The organism is Arthrobacter sp. CG_A4 (assembly GCF_035985125.1).
Lineage (GTDB): Bacteria > Actinomycetota > Actinomycetes > Actinomycetales > Micrococcaceae > Arthrobacter.
Map to the genome: position 1 here is coordinate 1 of NZ_JAXCID010000059.1, position 17,446 is coordinate 17,446.

18 protein-coding genes are annotated in these 17,446 nt (G+C 67.9%); 12 read left to right on the plus strand and 6 right to left on the minus strand.

All coding sequences use genetic code 11. The features are described from left to right. Window positions 1-366: 366 nt before the first annotated feature. Window positions 367-564 (minus strand): hypothetical protein, encoded by a 198-nt coding sequence (locus RCH07_RS17760; RefSeq protein WP_326968815.1) that lies wholly within the window; start codon window positions 562-564, stop codon window positions 367-369. Window positions 565-692: 128 nt separating this feature from the next. Between RCH07_RS17760 and RCH07_RS17765 the strand changes: the two genes are divergently transcribed. Continuing rightward, window positions 693-1,589 carry an amidohydrolase family protein gene (locus RCH07_RS17765; protein WP_326968816.1) on the plus strand — a complete coding sequence of 299 codons (897 nt, stop codon included), beginning with the start codon at window positions 693-695 and terminating at the stop codon, window positions 1,587-1,589. A 15-nt stretch (window positions 1,590-1,604) separates the two neighbouring features. Here RCH07_RS17765 and ligD read toward each other — a convergent pair whose 3' ends face one another. Both ligD and RCH07_RS17775 read right to left on the minus strand, forming a co-directional pair. Then, window positions 1,605-2,627 carry a non-homologous end-joining DNA ligase gene (gene ligD, locus RCH07_RS17770; RefSeq protein WP_326968817.1) on the minus strand — a complete coding sequence of 341 codons (1,023 nt, stop codon included), beginning with the start codon at window positions 2,625-2,627 and terminating at the stop codon, window positions 1,605-1,607. A 217-nt stretch (window positions 2,628-2,844) separates the two neighbouring features. Beyond that, window positions 2,845-3,858, minus strand: coding sequence for an isopenicillin N synthase family dioxygenase (locus RCH07_RS17775; protein ID WP_326968818.1), 1,014 nt, complete (start codon window positions 3,856-3,858; stop codon window positions 2,845-2,847). A 325-nt stretch (window positions 3,859-4,183) separates the two neighbouring features. Between RCH07_RS17775 and RCH07_RS17780 the strand changes: the two genes are divergently transcribed. The 5 genes from RCH07_RS17780 to RCH07_RS17800 all read left to right on the plus strand — a co-directional run bounded on the left by RCH07_RS17780 (window position 4,184) and on the right by RCH07_RS17800 (window position 9,448). Further along, window positions 4,184-5,365 (plus strand): acyl-CoA dehydrogenase family protein, encoded by a 1,182-nt coding sequence (locus RCH07_RS17780; RefSeq protein ID WP_326968819.1) that lies wholly within the window; start codon window positions 4,184-4,186, stop codon window positions 5,363-5,365. 9 nt (window positions 5,366-5,374) lie between these two features. Further along, on the plus strand, window positions 5,375-7,009 hold the full coding sequence (locus RCH07_RS17785) for an AMP-binding protein (RefSeq protein WP_326968820.1): 1,635 nt from the start codon (window positions 5,375-5,377) through the stop codon (window positions 7,007-7,009). Beyond that, entirely contained in the window at window positions 7,006-7,137 is a 132-nt protein-coding gene (locus RCH07_RS17790) for a hypothetical protein (protein WP_326968821.1), read from the plus strand. The genes RCH07_RS17785 and RCH07_RS17790 overlap by 4 nt, the downstream gene beginning before the upstream one ends. After that, window positions 7,121-7,804: a TetR/AcrR family transcriptional regulator gene (locus RCH07_RS17795; protein ID WP_326968822.1), complete on the plus strand. Its 684-nt coding sequence runs from the start codon at window positions 7,121-7,123 to the stop codon at window positions 7,802-7,804. Before RCH07_RS17790 ends, RCH07_RS17795 begins: the two co-directional genes overlap by 17 nt. 123 nt (window positions 7,805-7,927) lie before the next feature. Next, the gene (locus RCH07_RS17800; RefSeq protein WP_326968823.1) at window positions 7,928-9,448 is read left to right on the plus strand and encodes a CYTH and CHAD domain-containing protein; all 1,521 of its coding nucleotides are present in this window, start codon (window positions 7,928-7,930) and stop codon (window positions 9,446-9,448) included. A 102-nt stretch (window positions 9,449-9,550) separates the two neighbouring features. Here RCH07_RS17800 and RCH07_RS17805 read toward each other — a convergent pair whose 3' ends face one another. Next, a complete protein-coding gene (locus RCH07_RS17805; protein WP_326968824.1) occupies window positions 9,551-9,769 on the minus strand; it encodes a three-helix bundle dimerization domain-containing protein in 219 nt (72 codons plus the stop codon). Window positions 9,770-9,877: 108 nt separating this feature from the next. Next, the gene (gene hrpB / locus RCH07_RS17810; protein WP_326968825.1) at window positions 9,878-12,523 is read right to left on the minus strand and encodes an ATP-dependent helicase HrpB; all 2,646 of its coding nucleotides are present in this window, start codon (window positions 12,521-12,523) and stop codon (window positions 9,878-9,880) included. A gap of 201 nt (window positions 12,524-12,724) precedes the next feature. Between hrpB and RCH07_RS17815 the strand changes: the two genes are divergently transcribed. Both RCH07_RS17815 and RCH07_RS17820 read left to right on the plus strand, forming a co-directional pair. Further along, window positions 12,725-13,024 carry a YegP family protein gene (locus RCH07_RS17815; protein WP_326968826.1) on the plus strand — a complete coding sequence of 100 codons (300 nt, stop codon included), beginning with the start codon at window positions 12,725-12,727 and terminating at the stop codon, window positions 13,022-13,024. A 246-nt stretch (window positions 13,025-13,270) separates the two neighbouring features. Beyond that, entirely contained in the window at window positions 13,271-14,167 is an 897-nt protein-coding gene (locus RCH07_RS17820; protein WP_326968827.1) for an MBL fold metallo-hydrolase, read from the plus strand. A 56-nt stretch (window positions 14,168-14,223) separates the two neighbouring features. Here RCH07_RS17820 and RCH07_RS17825 read toward each other — a convergent pair whose 3' ends face one another. After that, window positions 14,224-14,427 (minus strand): hypothetical protein, encoded by a 204-nt coding sequence (locus RCH07_RS17825; RefSeq protein ID WP_326968828.1) that lies wholly within the window; start codon window positions 14,425-14,427, stop codon window positions 14,224-14,226. Between the two features lie 143 nt (window positions 14,428-14,570). Between RCH07_RS17825 and RCH07_RS17830 the strand changes: the two genes are divergently transcribed. The 4 genes from RCH07_RS17830 (at window position 14,571) to RCH07_RS17845 (ending at window position 17,318) form a co-directional block, all read left to right on the plus strand. Beyond that, window positions 14,571-14,732 carry a hypothetical protein gene (locus tag RCH07_RS17830; RefSeq protein ID WP_326968829.1) on the plus strand — a complete coding sequence of 54 codons (162 nt, stop codon included), beginning with the start codon at window positions 14,571-14,573 and terminating at the stop codon, window positions 14,730-14,732. Window positions 14,733-15,028: 296 nt separating this feature from the next. Then, window positions 15,029-15,451: an alternative ribosome rescue aminoacyl-tRNA hydrolase ArfB gene (gene arfB / locus RCH07_RS17835; protein ID WP_326968830.1), complete on the plus strand. Its 423-nt coding sequence runs from the start codon at window positions 15,029-15,031 to the stop codon at window positions 15,449-15,451. A 238-nt stretch (window positions 15,452-15,689) separates the two neighbouring features. Then, complete coding sequence (locus tag RCH07_RS17840) at window positions 15,690-16,955, plus strand: APC family permease (protein ID WP_326968831.1); 1,266 nt, start codon at window positions 15,690-15,692, stop codon at window positions 16,953-16,955. A 24-nt stretch (window positions 16,956-16,979) separates the two neighbouring features. After that, on the plus strand, window positions 16,980-17,318 hold the full coding sequence (locus RCH07_RS17845) for a YnfA family protein (RefSeq protein ID WP_326968832.1): 339 nt from the start codon (window positions 16,980-16,982) through the stop codon (window positions 17,316-17,318). Window positions 17,319-17,446 lie beyond the last annotated feature (128 nt).

The following is a 17,446-nucleotide window of genomic DNA, read 5'->3' on the forward strand; positions in this document are numbered from 1 at the left end:
GCGCACCGGCCGGCCCGGCCTCCGAGCCGTCCCAGGCCCGCAGCCGGAGCGGAATTTCCTTGGTGCCCAGGACAATGGCCAGCGCTTGGGCCAGCCGTGATGCCACACCGGTGCTTGCCGTCATGATCATTGCCTCTCTTCCGGTGGCGTCTCCTGGCCCCAATCTATTCGCAGCCCCCGCGGCCCAACAGGGGCCAGACGTCCCGTAGTTCCTGCCGGACCGTCCCGGGATCCGCCACGGTGCCGCCGCCGTTCTGGTGCTCCCGGGCCGGAGCCCAGGAAATTGCTCAATTACTGGCTGACGGCGGAAACTGCGAGCCGCTGACCTGCGGGTGTGATTGTCATGTCCGCTAAAAACGGCCTCAATCAGCACGCTCCTGGGGTGACTGGTGTCCCTGATGCCCTCCCCTCTCTCGCCCCTCTCTCGCCCCTCTCTCCCCTCTCTTCCCTCTCTTCCCTCTCTTCCCTCTCTCCCCTCTCTCCCCTCTCTCCCCTCTCTCCCCTCTCTCCCCTCTCTCCCCTCTCTCCCCTCTCGCGGAGACGCCGAAGAACGTCCGGCGTCATGGCGGTTTTCGCTGCGGATTCGGCCCGGCGACACAGGACTTTTAACGCAGCGGAAACCATGCGGTGGCGCTCCGTGTGTGGGCAGTGTCGGTAGACTGCATAGCTCGACTAGGTGGAGGGAGGCTCAGGTGGGGCCGCTGCACGATGAAGATGTTCCCCGCTGGTGGGAAGCGCTCGGGCTCCCCGGCCTGATCGACATCCATACCCACTTCCTGCCCGAACGGATGCTGCGGCGGGTCTGGGCCCACTTCGACGACGCCGGACCGCTGGTCGGCCGCCCCTGGCCGATCACCTACCGCTGGGACGAAGCGAGCCGGCTGGCGCAGCTCCGCCGGCTGGGCCTCCGTCACTTCACGGCGCTGACCTACGCGCACCGGCCCGGCATGGCGGCGGACCTCACCGACTTCGCCCTCAAGCTGGCGGCAACCGAGCCGGACTGTGTCCCCAGCGCGACGTTCTTCCCCGAGGTCGGCGTCCTGGAGCAGGTTCAATCGGCGCTGGAGCGCGGCGCCCGGGTGTTCAAGATCCACGCGCAGGTGGGCGGTTTCGACCTGCGCGAGCCGGTTCTCGATCCGGTCTGGGGGCTGCTGGCCGAGTCGGGCGTGCCGGTGGTTGTGCATGTGGGCAGCGGGCCCGTTCCGCGGCCAGGGTTCACCGGCCCCGACAAGCTTGAGGGCGTGATGCGCCGGCATCCCGGGCTGACCGCCGTCGTCGCTCATCTGGGGGCTCCGGAGTATGCCGAGTTCCTTGCCCTGGCCGGGACGTATCCGCGCCTCCACCTGGACACCACCATGGTGTTCACGGACTTCTTCGAGGCCGCCGCGCCCTTCCCGCCCGAACTGCTGCCGCGGCTTGCGGAACTGCCGGACCGGATCGTGCTCGGCAGCGACTTCCCCAACATCCCCTACCTCTACGCCCATCAGCTGGAGTCGCTGGATCGCCTGCGGGACTTGGAGCCGGCGCTCGACGACGACTGGCTGCGCGCCGTCTGCTGGTTCAACGGCAAGCGGCTGCTCGGAGTGTAGCCGGAAAACGGGCCCCTAGTCCTTGCTCCGGGCCCGGCTGGGCTGTACCCGCGGCGGCTCCCCCGGCATCTTCGGGAAGTCCGGCGGGAAAGGCAGCTCCCCCAGCCCGGCGGCGAGATCCCGCTCCCACCAGCCCATCAGGACATCGAGGGTGCCGGCGGTGGAGTGCATCTGCGCCCAGGGGTCACCCGTGGTCCTGAGCCGCTGCGGGACTGTGAGTATGGTGAAGTCCTGGCTGTCCGAGTTCTCCAGTTCGTCCCAGCCGATCGGGCAGGAGACGGTGGCGTTCTCCAGGGCCCTCGGGCTGTAGGCCCCGGCCATCGTGCGGTCACGGTTGGCCTGGTTGAAGTCAACAAAGATCCGGGTGCCGCGCTCCTCCTTCCACCACGCGGTGGTGACCTTGTCCGGCATCCGGCGTTCCAGTTCGCGGGCGGCCGCAATGACGCCATGGCGTACGTCGAGGAACTCGCGGCTCGGCTCGATGGGGGCAAAGACATGCAGCCCGCGGTTGCCGGACGTTTTGATGAAGGACGTCAGCCCCGCCTCGGCGAGGACCGACCGTAGTTCCTGCGCCGCCGGGATCGCGTCCTGGAACCCGGTGCCGGGCTGCGGGTCAAGATCGATCCGCAGCTGGTCCGGATTGTCCGGGTTGCCGGCCCGTGAGGGCCAGGGGTGGAACACGATGGTGTTCATCTGCACCGCCCAGACCGCGGCCGCGATCTCGTCAATGACCAGCTGGGGGTGCGAGCGGCCGCTCGGATAGACCACGGCCACGGACCGCACATGGTCCGGTGCTCCCTTGGGCGGATTCTTCGAATAGAACTGTTCGCCGTCGATGTTGTCCGAGAACCGCTGGAGGGTGACCGGCCGATCGCCGTTCGCTGCCAGGAAGGCATCTCCGACGTCGACGATGTAGCGGGCGAGGTCAAGCTTGGTCAGTCCCAGCTTCGGCCAGAGCACCCTGCTTGGACTTGAGATCCGTTGTTCCCGCGTGCCGTGCGGACCGCTCACGGCAAGCGTGGTTTCTTCCCTGGCCATGCGGACAAGCTACCCCGGGCCGGTGGTGAAGGGAATAGCCCGTTCGTCCGGCGCCTGCTGCGGCGGGAGGTAGTAATGCAGCCCCACCGGCAGACCTGCCGGACCAGAGATGGAGCAGGCCTTCCCCATCTGGCCGAGCCCGAACACAGGAACAATGACGCCGCCGCGAGATACTCCGGGACCGCGAAGGGCTGCGGATGATCCCGCCGTCGGCAGATCAGCCTTTCAGCAGGTCCGCGTGGTGCGCAGCGGCGACATTCGGGTGGGCCCGGAGCCGGTAGCGCAGGGCGTTGTCCCCGTAGGTTTCCAGAATCGGGCTGTTCGTCGGATCAACCGACAGGCCGCGGGCCCTGGCCTGGAAATCCGCGCTCACCGCGAGCTGCGGCATCGTTGCGTCAAGCGCGGGATTGTAGAAGAACGGAAGGGACATCCGGTCAGTGCCGCGCAGCGGCGAGATGACGCGGTGCAGGGTTGCCTTGAGGTAGCCGTTCGTGGCCAGTTCCAGCATCTCGCCGATATTGACCACGAAGGTCCCGGGCACCGGCGGTGCGTCAATCCATTTGCCCTGGTAATCGACCTGGAGTCCCCCCTTTCCGGGCTCCACCAGCAGCAGCGTCAGCACGCCGCCGTCGCGATGGGAGCCCACGCCCTGTTTGGGCTCCGGGTTGGATTCCCCCGGATACCGCACGATCTTCAGCAGCGGGAAGGCCCGTGCCGCGAACGCAGCGTCGAAGGTGTCCTCCGCCGCCCCGAGCGAGACCGCCAGGGCGCGCAGGAGAGCGAGTGAGATGCTGCTCAGGCGCTCGGTCCACTCGGACACGATCTGCCGCATGTCGGGCAGGGCCTCCGGCCACAGGTTTGGCCCTTCGAGACGCCAATAGTCCGCGACGCCGGAGCCCGGCTCCACGGTTTCGCGCTCGACGCCGATGTCGATCTGTTCTCGCCAGTCGACAGCGCCGTCCGTAAGTTCGCCGCCCACCCGGGTGTAGCCGCGGAACTGCGGGCTGTGGACGTTTTCGACGGCGAGCTTCTGGTCTTCGGGCAGCTCGAAGAAGCGCCGGGACACCCCGAGTATGGCGTCCGTCAGCTCCTGCGGCACCCCGTGGCCAGCCAGATAGAAGAACCCGACCTCATGCATGGCGTTGCGCAGTTCGTCGCGAAACAGGGATGCCTCTGCCGGGCCCGCATTCAATCGGGAGATGTCGAGGACGGGCAATGTTTCGAGTGGCAACGTCTTAGTCCTTTTCAGTGCACTTGGCAAGCTGGCGCCTGTATTGGCTCCAATATTACGGATTCGACGGCGTCGCGGCTCATTAAGGTGTCGAAATAAGACATCCCGGGCTGCCCTCCCGTGGAGAACGGCATCAGTAAGCTGAAACTCAGTTTCTCTTGACTTGACACTGCGTTTCACGTAGAACAGTGGAATGCTTCCTGACACCGCCGCAGAGAGCCCCACGGCGCCCACCTGCCCCGTCGCTGAACAGCTCTGGACCACCCAGAACTTCTCTGAACGACCCTGAACGACCCTGAACGACCCTCCCAAAGGATGGCTCCGCATGCCCGACTACGACGTCGCTGAACCGCTGGATACGGACTACTACGCTGTCTTCGCAAACATCCCCGACCCCGAGCGCGCGGCGTGGAGCCGGGCCCGGGCCTTCATCGGCGAGGCGCTGCCGCAGATGAACGACTTCTGGGAACGCGCCGAGTTCCCGGCCCACCTCGCCAAGCGCATGGGCGAGCTGAACCTGCTGGCGGACGGAATTGAAGTGCCGGGCCTGGAGCCGATGTCGCCGCTGGCCGCCGGCCTGATCAACATGGAGGTCTCCCGCGGGGACGGTTCACTCGGCACCGTGATCGCGGTCCAGGGCGGCCTGGCGCTGCGCTCGATTGCCCTGTTTGGCTCCGAAGCCCAGCGGGCGGCCTGGCTGGGTCCGCTGGCCCGGGGCGAAAAACTCGGCGCCTTCGCCCTGACGGAACCGGAGCACGGCTCAGATTCCGTGGCGCTGGAAACGACTGCCACGCCCGACGGCGGGGACTACGTCCTCAACGGCGAGAAGAAATGGATCGGCAACGGCGCCGGCGGGGACATCACGGTGGTCTGGGCGCGCGACGACGCCGGAAACGTCCGAGGTTTCCTCGTGGAACAGGACCGTGAGGGTTACGAGGCCGAGACCATCACCGGCAAGGCCTCGCTCCGTGCCATCCACCAGGCAAAGATCAGGCTCAACAACGTCCGCATCCCCCGGACCAATCTTCTCCCCGGCACGCGGACCTTCAAGGACGCCTCCGAGGTCCTGGTGGCCACCCGCCTGGGGGTGGCCTGGTCCGCCCTCGGCCACGCCACCGCCGTTTACGAAGCCGCCTTGAGCTACGCCACGCAGCGCACCCAGTTCGGCAAGCCGCTGGCGAAATTCCAGCTGGTCCAGGACCGGCTGGCCTACATGCTCTCCGAGCTGACCAGCATGCAGCTGCACTGCGTCCATCTGGCGGGACTCGACGCCGCCGGGCAGATGCGCCCTACCCAGGCCTCGATGGCGAAGTACCACAACACCCGCAAGGCCCGCGAGCTGGCGTCCCTTGCCCGCGACATGCTGGGCGGCAACGGCATCCTGCTGGAAAACCACGTGATCAGACACCTTCTGGACATCGAATCCATCCATACCTACGAAGGCACGCAAAGCATTCAGACCCTATTGATCGGCCGCGATGTCACCGGACATAGCGCCTTCGCCTAAGGATTCGTTATGACCACCACTGAGCTTCCCAACGAAACCCCGCTGAGCCCGCTGCGGTTCCTGCAGCGCTCCGCGGAGGTGTTCGGGCACAAGACGGCGATCATCCACGGTGACCGCTCCTACACCTACCGGGACTTCGCGGCCGAAGCCCAGCGTCTCGCCAAAGCGATCAAAGCCAAGATCAGGCCCGGCGACCGGGTGGCATTCCTGTGTCCCAATGTGCCGGAGCTCCTGATCGCGCACTTCGCTGTTCCCCTGGCCGGCGGCGTCTTGGTGGCCCTGAACTCGCGGATGACCGCCCGGGAGCTGCAGTACATCCTGGCGCATTCCGAAGCCAAACTCCTGTTTGCCGATTCCGAACTGCTGGGCACCGTGGCAGGGCTGGACCTGGACCAGACCCAGCTGCTCGACGTCGTCGAGGTGCCGGACAGCACCGTCGGCTCACCGGCGGTCCCGGCAGGACTTGCCGCGACGCAGTATGCGGACTTCCTCGCCGCACCGGCGGGCGGGGACGCCGATCTTCCGTGGGGCGTCCAGGACGAACGCACCGCCATCGCGCTGAACTACACCTCCGGGACCACCGGCAAACCCAAGGGTGTGCTGTATTCGCACCGCGGCGCGTATCTGAACTCCCTCGGTGAAACCATCCACAACCACTTCACCGGCGACACCCGCTACCTCTGGACGCTCCCGATGTTCCACTGCAACGGCTGGTGCACCACCTGGGCCGTGACCGCGGTGGCGGGCGTCCACATCTGCCTGCGGGCGGTGCGGGCAGACAGCATCTGGGACGCCATCGACACGCTGGGCGTGACCAATCTCTGCGGCGCCCCCACGGTGTGCAGCATCATCGCCGAGGCGCCCCAGGCCCACCGGCTGAAGGCACCGCTGCGGATCACGACGGCGGGAGCGCCGCCGTCGCCGTCGATCATCACCTCCCTGGAGGCAATCGGGATCAGCGTGGTCCACGTCTACGGGCTGACCGAGGTGTACGGGCCCTACACGATTTGTGAGTACCAGGCCGAGTGGGACGATCTGTCCGCCCAGGACCGGGCCGTCAGGATCTCCCGCCAGGGTGTGGGAATGCTGCAGGCCGAAACGGCGCGCATCGTGGACCTGGACATGCGCGATGTGCCGGCCGACGGCGCCACCCTGGGCGAGATCGTGCTGCGCGGCAACAACGTTATGCTCGGCTACTTCAAGGATCCCGAAGCCACGGCCGACGCCTTCCGGGGCGGCTGGTTCCACACCGGCGACCTCGGCGTGATGCATCCCGACGGCTACGTCCAGCTCAAGGACCGGGCCAAGGACATCATCATTTCCGGCGGGGAGAACATCTCCACCATCGAGGTGGAGCAGGCCATCATCAGCCACCCTGCGGTGCTGAACGTGGCCGTGATCGGCGTCCCCGACGGGAAGTGGGGCGAACGCCCGGTGGCTTTTGTGATCCGCAGCAGCTCCAATTCGGTGACGGCCGAGGAGATCCGCTCGCACGTCAAGGGCCTGCTGTCCGGGTTCAAGGTCCCGGACAGGATCCTGTTTCCCGATGAACTCCCCCACAACTCCACCGGTAAGGTCCTGAAATCGAAACTGCGCGCCCTGGACCTCAGCGCCACGGACCTCAGCAAGGACGCCATCAGATGAGCCAGCAGGACATCCTCGATGCGGGTACCGCCCGGATCAAGGTCAACGACGGCGACGGCGACGGCGGCGGCGGCGGCGGCGGACCGGATGGTGCGCTGCTAATCTACCGGGATGGCATCGATGGCTGATTTCCGCACCGAGGTGGCCGAAGCCGCCCTGGATTTGTTCACCGACACCGGTTACGACGCGACCAGTGTGGACGACATCGCCCAGTCGGCAGGCATCTCGCGCAGTACTTTTTTCCGCCAGTTCCGCGCCAAGGAAGACGTGATCTTCGCCGACCACGAAGCCCTGCTGGCGGAGCTGACCGCGTACCTGGCCCGGAGCCATGCCGACCCGTGGGCAGCCGTCTGCCTCGCCGCGACGCTGGTCTTCGGAAAATTCTCGGAACGCCGGCTGCAGGCCCAGAAGCGCTACCATGTGGTGCAGGCTGTGCCCGCGCTCCGGGACCGGGAAACGATCATGGTCTCCCGCTACGAGCGGCTCTTCTCTGACTATCTGCGGCAGGCATTCCCGGGCACCTCGGCCCTTGGCGCCATCCGTTTCGCCGCCGCGGTCACGGCCACGCACAACTACGTATTGCGCGAGATGATGCTGGATTCACCCCTGGGCTCCGCCCGGACTTTGGACCACGAGTTGCGGGAGCTGCGCCGGATTTTCGGTGTGCTGCCGCAAGGCGGCCCTGCTGCCGCACCCGCCGGGGACGATCTGGTCGTTGCCGTCTTCACCCGCTCTACCCCCGCCGCGGAGATCGCCCGCCGGATCCATGACATGCTCGACGCCGGCACGGACTGACGGAGCCCCGCGCGGCACATCCGTGTTTCGCCCGTTGACAGGGCGTTAGAAGTTGACGGGGCGTTAGAAGTTGACGGGGCTTTAGACTCGGGCGCTCCGGCGCCACCTGGCCTAACCTGAGGGATGGCTGGTTCCGAAATGCTCGAAGTGGAACGAAAGTACGACGTCGGCGAATCCGACGAATTGCCGCCCCTGGCCTCGTTGCCGGGCGTGGAACGGATCGGACCGGCCGAGGAAGAGGCGCTTGACGCCGTCTACTTCGATACCGCGGCACTCGCACTGGCGTCCCGCCAGATCACGCTGCGCCGGCGAACCGGCGGCAACGACGCCGGATGGCATTTGAAGCTCCCCGTCGCTGCCGGGAAGCGTCGCGAAATCCGTGAGGCGTTGGGCAACGATCCGGCGTCGGTACCCCGGCGGCTACAGCAGCTGGTGCGCGTCCACACCAGGGATCAGGACCTTGTGCCGGTGGCACGGCTGAAGACCCGGCGCACCGTGCTGCGCCTTTTTGGCTCCGACGGAACCGCGCTCGCCGAGTTCAGCGATGACCGGGTGGATTCGCAAGTCCTGGTGGAGCCGCGCGGGCGCGCCAACTGGCGGGAATGGGAACTCGAACTCGTCGACGGTCCCGAGCGGCTCCTCAAGGCCGCGGACAAGCTCCTGGCGGCGACGGGCCACCGCCCGGCAGCGTTGCCATCCAAACTGGCCCGCGGGCTGGGCGCCCTGTATCCACCTGACCGTGTCCCGGTTCCCGGTCCCCGCCGGAACGGACCCGCCTCGGCGCTACTCGTGTCCTACATGAGTCAACAGATCGAGGCCCTGAAAACACAGGACGCGGGAGTCCGGGAAGCCGCCCCGGACGCCGTACATCAGCTCCGGGTGGCCGCGCGCAGGATGCGGTCGGCCCTGGCGACATTCCGGAACCTCACCGATGCCGGAACGGCCAGGCAGCTCCGGGCGGAACTGCAATGGCTCGCCGGCGCCGTGGGGGCGGCACGGGACTCAGAGGTCATGCGGGCCCGGCTGCTGGAGCTGATCAGGACCGAACCGCCGGAGCTGTTGCTGGGCCCGGTTGCACAGCAGATCGAGGAACACCTCGGTGCCGCCTCCCGCGCGGCCCATGAGGAGGGCCTCGCGGCGCTGGACAGCGGCCGCTACTTCCGTCTCCTGGATTTGCTTGATGATTTCCTCACCGAACCGCCCCTGTCAGAATCTGCCCGGAAGAAAGCCCGTGGCATGGTGGGCCGTCTTGTCACCAAGGAAGGCAGTCGCCTCCGGAAAACGGTAGTTGCCCTCGACCTCGACTCCACAGCGACGCCCGCGGACGTCGCCCTTCATGACGTCCGAAAGAGCGCTAAGCGTCTGCGCTATGCGGCAGAAGCGGCGGTTCCGATTTTCGGGAAACAGGCAAGAGTCCTGGCCAGGGCCGCGGAGGACATCCAAGAGATTTTGGGCGAGCACAATGACAGCGCCGTCACGCGGGAGCTGCTGCTCGAGCTAGCGGCCCAGGCGCAGGCTGCCGGAGGCAACGCATTCAGCTACGGGCGGCTGCACGCGCTGGAACAGTCACGCGGAGATGAGGCCCGGGTCCGGTTTTTCCGAATATGGCGCAACTCTCCGCCGGGCCGCCTCCACTGGAAGTAGACAACTGTTACGCCCGGGGAGTTTTCTGATTCCGCGGTAGGGGCCGGGCAAGAGCCGCAGTCAAAAAAATCCGGGCCGGACGAAGGATCAGGCGCAACGCACCTAGTGCTCCAGCGGATGGCTGTCGTATTCGCGGCGGAGCCTGGTCCGGGCTGCGTGTTCAATCAGGGTCGGTACGTAGATCCTGATCCGGCCGGTGTCCAACGATTCGTATTCATCCCCGACGATGCCGGCGATCTGCGTCCGCGGCGCGTCCGGGAAACGGACGGCCAGCCGCTCGACAACCTTGCGGATTGTGGTTTCCTTGTCCGGTTCGCTCACAAGACCAGTGTGGCCTCGGGGATTTTCGGCGTCAACCAAAACAGCTCAGATGACGTTGCACACAGTTCCATCGTCACGCCGTAAGGTCCCCGAGGGGTAAACCTGTCATCAGCTACTGCTTTTGGTCCTGGCCGTCGCCGGTGCCGTCCACGGGTCCTCCGGCCAGGGATGCCGTGGATAGCGTCCCCGCATCTCGGCGCGGACCTGTGCGTAGGGCCCGGACCAGAAGGAGGCCAGATCGTCTGTCACGGCCAAAGGCCGTCTGGCCGGCGAGAGCAGATGGAACAGCACCGCAACTCGTCCGCCCACAAGCCGCGGCGTCCGGTCCCAGCCGAAGCACTCCTGCAATTTAACCGCGACGACGGGACGGCCGGCGTCGTCCCCTACGTCCGGATAGTCGATCCGGACCCACGAACCGCTCGGCACTTCGAGCCGCACCGGTGCCAGCTCCCCCAGCCTGGCCGCGTCGGGCCACGGCAGCAGCCGCCGCAGCGGATCGGTCAGCTCGATTCCGCTGGTGGCGGCCCCGCCGGCCAGCGCCTCAAGTTCGGGCGCCAGCCATTCGTCCAACCGTGCCAGCAACGCCGGCTCGGAAACGTCCGGCCAGGGGTCGCCGAGTTCCCGGTAGAGCAGGGCGAGCCGGCGGCGCAACGCATCCGCCGCCGTCGACCATCCGACTGTTCCCAGCCCTTCCCTGGCCAGTGCGCGTGCCACCGCCGCGCGTCCTTCCGCCGCGGAGTGCCGCACCGGTGTCGAGGACAACATGATTGCGCCCAGCCGGCGTTCCCGCCGCGCCGTCACCCGGCCTAGGCTGAACCGGGCCTCCACCGTGGTGCTCAGCAGGTGGCGGGCGGCGGCCTCCGCCGTGTCCGGGGTCAGCGGCGCCGCGGAACGGATGACGGCGCCGGTCCCTGCCGCGTCGCGGCCCTGGGCCCGTGAGACTTCGGCGACGGCCAGCCACTGGTGCCCGGACAGGGAGCTTCCGGCCGCCAGTCCCGCACGCGTCCCGGAAGAGAGCAGGTACCGCGGCGGGCCGTCGCCCGGGACCAGGCGCGCCACCCGGTCCGGGAATGCCAGCGCGACGACGAAACCGACCGCCTCCGCTGCGGCAACCGGCGCCGCCGCCGGAACCGGTGCCACGCCGGAGCTCTCCCGACGCGCTATCGTCTCCATCCGCCGGACGTCTTCCGTCCAGCGCCGGGATGCCGGATCCTTGCCGGTCCGCAGTGAGGACAAAAGACGCGCGAGGTCGGCACCGGGGGCACGCTGGTCCCCGGCGACCAGGGCGACGGCCTCCGCCGCGGTGCGGTTGCCCACGGCGGCGGCGCCGTCCAGCAGGGCCCGGGCGAGCCGCGGATCGGCGGGAATCCGGGCCAGGGTCTTGCCCAGGTCCGTTGCGTGGCCGTCCGGTTCCACCGCGCCGAGTTCACGCAGCACTTCAAGAGCTTCCTCCATGGCCGCCCGGGGCGGTGCGTCCGGGAGAGCCAGGCCACGGCCGCCGGGTGATCCCCAGCAGGCCAGGATCAGGGCGGCAGCGGTCAGGTCTGCGACCGCAATCTCTGGCGTGCGGTGCGCGGGCGCGGCACCAAAGGTCCGCTGGTCGTAGCAGCGGACCGCCCGCCCGGGTCCCTGGCGGGCGGCCCGGCCGGCGCGTTGTTCGGCGGAGGCGCGGGAACAGGACACGTTCACGAGGCCGGACATGCCGCGGCTGGCGTCGCGCCGCGGCTCGCGGGACAGCCCGGAGTCGACCACCAGCCGGACGCCCGGAACCGTCAGGGAAGATTCGGCGAGCGCGGTGGACACGATGATCCGGGCGTTCCCGCCGGGTGCCCGCCCGGCGACGGCGCGGTCCTGCTCCGCCGGGCCGATCTGACCGTGCAGCTCCAGCACGTCCGCGCCGACCCTGCCGCGCAGGCGGGCGGCCACGTAGGACACCTCCCACGCCCCCGGCACGAAGACCAGGGCATCGATATCCCCGCTGCCGGCGAGCGCTTCTGTATGGGCGGCCGCGGCAGTATCCGCCACATGGTCAAGGAAGGCGCGGGTCACTCCCCGCTCATCGAGCCGCGGCACGGCAGCGGGCGCCCATTCGATGTCCAGGGGATACAGCGCGGACGGGCAGTCGACGACGGGCGCCGGCCCGCCGCCGTCGTGGTCCCCTATCAGAGCGGCGAAGCGGGGCGCGTTCAGGGTGGCGGACATGGCGACGAGCGTGAGGTCACCGCGCAGCTGGCGGACCTCCCCGAGCATGCCCAGCAGCAGGTCGGTCTCCAGCCCGCGCTCGTGGACCTCGTCGATGATCACTGCCTCGGTTGCCCCCAGGCCGGGGTCCGCGAGCAGGCGGCGCAGCAGGATCCCCGGGGTGACGAACTCAATAAGGGTGCCCGGGCCCGTATGACGTTCCCCGCGGACCGTGTAGCCGACGCGGTCCCCGAGCGGGCTTCCGTCCAGCGCGGCCAGGCGCCGGGCGGCCGAGCGTGCGGCAACCCGCCGCGGCTGGGTCACCACGACGCGGGAGCCGTTGCCCCGTGCGGCGGACCCGGACACGAAGTTGGCGAGCAGCGGCGGCACCAGCGTGGTCTTGCCCGTGCCCGGAGGTGCCTGCACCACGGCCGTCGCCGCGGGCCCTCCCGCCCGCAGCGCGGCGGCGAGTTCCCCCAGCGATTCCGCGATGGCCAGACCGGTGCCGATGGCGGCCACATCGAAGCGTCCGTGGGCGGCGGCGGGATCCGGGGGGACGGGCGGAGAAGTCACCCGTCCATTGTGCCTTCAAAGCCCGGCCCGGAGCTCTCCCCCCGTTCCTTGCTTTGCCCGTTTCGTTACGGGCATCAGACACAAAGCGGGAGCGCATGGGCGTGCCGTATAGTCATCGGAAGGTCAGGAAGCGGCCATGGAAGACCATCGTGGAGCCACCATGCCGAACCAACCGCCTCCTTTTTGTCCCGCAGCGGAACTGTGAAACTATCCGGACCGGCCGGGTTCCAGCGTCCTGACCATCCGGTCCCGTCGGCCCCAACTCTCGATAGCGGGCGCAGCTCCCCGCCGGGGACCTTCGAATTGGTCCGCGCCGACGGCGGGGTCCTGATTCGGCTCCTCGACGGAGCCGGGGCTCTGCTGGCCTTCTCCGGCACGTATGCAGACATTGCCGCCGCTGTGGAAGGTATCGAGACCATGCGGGAATGCGCTGCAACGTCCCACATCTCCGACCGGACAGCCCCGGCTCCGGAGCCCGCCGGCCGGACGGCAGCGCCGTGACGGCGCCGGCACGGCACACGCCGCCCCCGTGAGCCCCCCGCCATGCCGGTGTGAGCAGAGTGCGGCATAGAAGGCGTTGACAGAGGATTCAGGGCCACCGGGCGCAGGCCCGGCTGCCGATCACCATTGGGGGTGACCGGGAGCCGCGCTACGGCCACCCCGGAGAAGAGTTCGCACCCGGCGTTCCGGAGCTGCCCGGCTGAGACCAACGACGGGCGGCCCGTACGTCAATGGGAGAATACCCCTGTGAATGAAGTTGATCTCGATGTGCGCTGGTACGCAGGCGCGCGCTCCTACCGGGGCAACACTGTGCCACCGATCCAGGTCCATGCTGCCACGGAGAACACCATCATTCTCCGGCAGAGCATCGCGGACAGTTTCGAAGCGCCCTTCCTCTACCTGATGTTCGGCGCGGACCGCGCCCTGCTTCTTGACACCGGCGCGACGGCGGACGCGGGGATTTTCCCGCTCCGGGAGACCGTCGACGAACTGCTCGACGGGTGGCTCCGCCAGCATCCCAAAGCGGGCTACGAACTCGTCGTCGCCCACTCGCACGCACACGGTGACCACGTCGCCGCGGACGGGCAGTTCGCGGACAGGGCCCTCACCCGGGTAGTCGGTCACACCGCTGACGACGTTGCCGGGTTCTTCGGCGTTGCCCACTGGCCACGCAATGCGGCGCTGTTTGACCTCGGCGGACGGGTGCTTGAGGTGATCCCGACACCGGGCCACCATCCCTCGGCCATCGCCATCTACGATCAGTCCACCGGCCTGCTTCTGACGGGAGACAGCGTCTATCCCGGCCGCCTCGATGTGCTGGACTTCCCGGCCTTTCAGGCGTCGCTTCGGACCCTCTGCGAAATCGCTGCGGCGCATCCGGTGACGGCGGTTCTTGGCGCCCATATAGAAATGTCGGCACAGCCGGGCCGGGACTTTCCGCGCGGCTCGACCTGGCACCCCGACGAGGCTCCCCTTCCACTGACAGCCCTGGACCTGCAAACAATCAGCGACGCGGCAACCGCGGCGGCCGGCCGCCGTGGGGCTCACCGCTACCGGAACTTCATCATCTGGAACGGGCCGTGCCGCTGGGAAACCGCGGTCCAGTTCGGCCGGCTCCTCCTGTTCCGTGTCTCTGGGCGGTAACAAGGTGCCGCCGCAAGCCGGTTCGCTCCGGTGCGACCGGCGCGGGGTCTTCGCAGCTAGCTGCCCGGCGTCACAACGTCTTCGAGCGTTGACCTGTCGAAAAATCGGACCTCGCCCGTTGCGTCGAAGAACACCGGTACAACGGAAGTGTTCGGATCCTTCGAGGTTTCGTAGATCTCGGGCGCACTTCCGTGTTTTCGCGCAATGGTCCCGATCAGATCGGTGCCGCGAACCCGGACGGTTCGATATTTGTAGCTCATATGGACCCCTTCGTCAGATAGGGCAACCCTACTCCTGGGGCTGTGAAGGGATTGGATGGCCCCGGTAGGAGACTACCCGGATGGCGGGCGGCCTACCGGAGACTCTGTCCGGCAGGTACAACAATAGCTAGCTTGGGAGAACCATGAAGCACACAGTGAGGGTCCGCGAAGTGAAGAAGGCAGAGCATGCCGCGCTGACCACCGACGGCCGTCCGGGGTTCGTCTCGCTGCGCCAGGTGACAACGAACTTCGGCGGCTACGAGTTCCACCTTGAACTGGCGGACGGGACCAAGGTTCCGGTCTAGCTTGAAAAATTCCGGGGACGGGATCTCGACTCGACGCATCTGGCCATCGATGTCGAATCGACGCCGGAGATCGATATGGATGGAGCGGACTTCCAGGCCAGGGCCGAGGCCCGGCGCCGGCTCCCGGGACCTCACCGATTCCGGAATCACCAGGCAGGAACGTCTGCGGATCAGGAGGCCTTCAACTCCTGGGGATGCGCTCCCATCACGTGCACAGCCTAGCTGCGTGCCCGGCGAGTCAGTCCCGCTCGGGGATGGGTGCTTGATCACGCCCAGATCCGTGCAAGGCTGGTTGCATGGATCTGGAGGTGTCGCCCGCGCTGGTGATTCCTGCGTCCGAACTCGGCTGGCGGTTCTCGCGTTCGTCCGGGCCTGGCGGTCAACACGTGAACACCTCCGACAGCCGCGTCGAACTCTCATGGAACATCGCCGGCTCGGCGGTGCTTTCGGAGGGCCAACGGCTGATGCTGCTCACGCGTCTGGGACGACGGCTCATCGCCGGGGTGATCACTGTGACCGCCTCCGAGCGGCGCTCTCAGCTCCGCAATCGCGAGATCGCCCTGGCCAAGCTCGCCGACCTTGTGGCAGAGGGTCTTGCTCCCGACGCCGCCCGCCGCCGGGCGACCAAGCCCACCCGGGGTTCGAATCGTCGACGCCTCGCCGCAAAGGAACAGCGGGCAGCGACGAAGCTGCAACGACGGCGGCCGTCCGCCGAGTAGCGCCGTCAGTCAAGAACTATCAGCCGCGGGGCCCCGGGAGCGGGTAGAACGCTATCTGTTCGGTACCGGGAACAGCAGGCCGGCGGCCATTGCGGGCGAAGCGGGGCCGCGGCCGGGCCTGGTCGAGGGCCGGCGAGGACATCCGGGACAAGCGAGCGGCCGCTGCGCTCGCTAGAGTAGGGAGCCGGAGCCCCCGGTGTGGCATAGGGGTTTTATCTTTCCGAGAGGTTTTCGCGCGTTGAGCAACCACCCTGGTCTGGCCCGCCGGTTGACCACGTTTGATGCGGTCGTTATCGGCCTCGGGTCGATGATCGGCGCGGGAGTCTTCGCCGCTTTCACCCCGGCGGCCCAGGCCGCCGGGTCCGGACTGCTGATTGGCCTCGTGATTGCCGCCGCGGTGGCATATTGCAACGCCACCGCGTCGGCCCAGCTCGCGGCGCAATACCCGACGTCGGGCGGCAGCTTCGTCTACGGGCGGGAACGGCTGGGCCCGTGGCCGGGCTTCCTGGCCGGGTGGGGCTTCGTCATCGGCAAGACGGCAAGCAGCGCGGCCATGGCCCTGACCTTTGCCGCCTACGCGGCGCCGGCCGGCTGGGAACGGCCGGTCGCCATCGCCGCCGTGGTGCTGCTGGCCGCCGTCAACTACTGCGGCGTGACCCGCACCGCGGCCCTGACCCGGGTCATTGTCGTCGCTGTCCTGGCCGCGCTGGCCATCGTCGTCGCCGCCTCGTGGGCCCCCGGTACTGCCGACACCCTGCGGCTGGTCGACGGCGGCCTTCTCTCACACGGCTGGTACGGGATCCTGCAGTCCGCCGGGCTGCTCTTCTTCGCCTTCGCCGGCTACGCCCGCATCGCCACTATGGGCGAAGAGGTCATCAATCCACGCACGACGATCCCGCGTGCCATCGTGGTTGCACTGGGCATTGCCGTCGTCGTCTATGCCGTCATCGCGGTGAGCATTCTCTCCGTGCTGGGTCCGGATGGCATCGCCGGGTCCTCCACCCCGCTGGCTGCCGCGGTGTCCGCCGGGTCCTGGGACTGGGCCTCCCCGATCGTCAGGGCCGGCGCCGCGCTGGCAGCACTCGGTGCGCTGTTGGCCCTGATCGCCGGCCTGGGCCGCACCAGCCTGGCAATGGCGAGGGAGGCGGAGCTGCCGCGGTGGCTGGCCGCCGTCCATCCCCGTTTCAAAGTCCCGCACCGTGCGGAGCTGGTCTCGGCGGCAATTATTTGCCTGATAATCAGCGTGGCGGACCTGCGGGAAGCCATCGGTTTCTCGTCCTTCGGTGTGCTCGTTTACTACTTCATTGCGAACGCTGCCGCTTACACCCAGACCGGGGAGCACCGCCGCTATCCCAGGGTCCTGCAGGTAGCCGGCGCCGTGGCCTGCATCGCTTTGGTGGCCACACTGCCCGTGGAAACGGTGATCGCCGGAGTGGGGATGTTCGCGGCCGGCACCCTCTACCGCATCCTGCGCCTGCGTCGGGCGCGCTCGCCTGTTGAGTAGGAACTGCCCTGCAATGATGGGTCCGTGACTATCGCAAGAACGGTGTTGTTGTTCGTGCTGGCCGCCGCTGCCGAAATCGGCGGAGCGTGGCTGGTCTGGCAGTCTGTCCGCGAAGGCAAGGACTGGTGGTGGGCAGGACTGGGGGTCCTCGCCCTGGGAGCCTACGGCTTCGTCGCGACCCTCCAGCCGGACGCACACTTCGGCCGGATTCTCGCAGCCTACGGCGGCGTCTTCGTGGCCGGCTCGCTCGCCTGGGGCATGATCTTTGACGGCTTCCGGCCGGACCGCTGGGACATCGCGGGCTCGGTGCTCTGCCTGTTCGGCGTCGCCGTTATTATGTTCGCGCCGCGCGGAACCGGCTGAGTCCGCACCGGCGGGGCCAGCCGCCGCCATCCCCTAGGTGCGTGGGTCATTAGTCGGGTAGCGGCGGGTTCTCGATTTTGGGTTTAAATCGCCGGGCCGGTTCCCGGGATTCGGCAGGGTCTCTGGGA

Bases quoted from the DNA above. Each gene is read 5' to 3' on its own strand.
- RCH07_RS17760 (WP_326968815.1), bottom strand. From the start codon at position 564: ATGACGCCGGACGTTCTTCGGCGTCTCCGCGAGAGGGGAGAGAGGGGA.
- ligD (WP_326968817.1), bottom strand. From the start codon at position 2,627: ATGGCCAGGGAAGAAACCACGCTTGCCGTGAGCGGTCCGCACGGCACG.
- RCH07_RS17780 (WP_326968819.1), top strand. From the start codon at position 4,184: ATGCCCGACTACGACGTCGCTGAACCGCTGGATACGGACTACTACGCT.
- RCH07_RS17785 (WP_326968820.1), top strand. From the start codon at position 5,375: ATGACCACCACTGAGCTTCCCAACGAAACCCCGCTGAGCCCGCTGCGG.
- RCH07_RS17790 (WP_326968821.1), top strand. From the start codon at position 7,006: ATGAGCCAGCAGGACATCCTCGATGCGGGTACCGCCCGGATCAAGGTC.
- RCH07_RS17795 (WP_326968822.1), top strand. From the start codon at position 7,121: ATGGCATCGATGGCTGATTTCCGCACCGAGGTGGCCGAAGCCGCCCTG.
- RCH07_RS17800 (WP_326968823.1), top strand. From the start codon at position 7,928: ATGGCTGGTTCCGAAATGCTCGAAGTGGAACGAAAGTACGACGTCGGC.
- RCH07_RS17825 (WP_326968828.1), bottom strand. From the start codon at position 14,427: ATGAGCTACAAATATCGAACCGTCCGGGTTCGCGGCACCGATCTGATC.
- RCH07_RS17830 (WP_326968829.1), top strand. From the start codon at position 14,571: ATGAAGCACACAGTGAGGGTCCGCGAAGTGAAGAAGGCAGAGCATGCC.
- arfB (WP_326968830.1), top strand. From the start codon at position 15,029: ATGGATCTGGAGGTGTCGCCCGCGCTGGTGATTCCTGCGTCCGAACTC.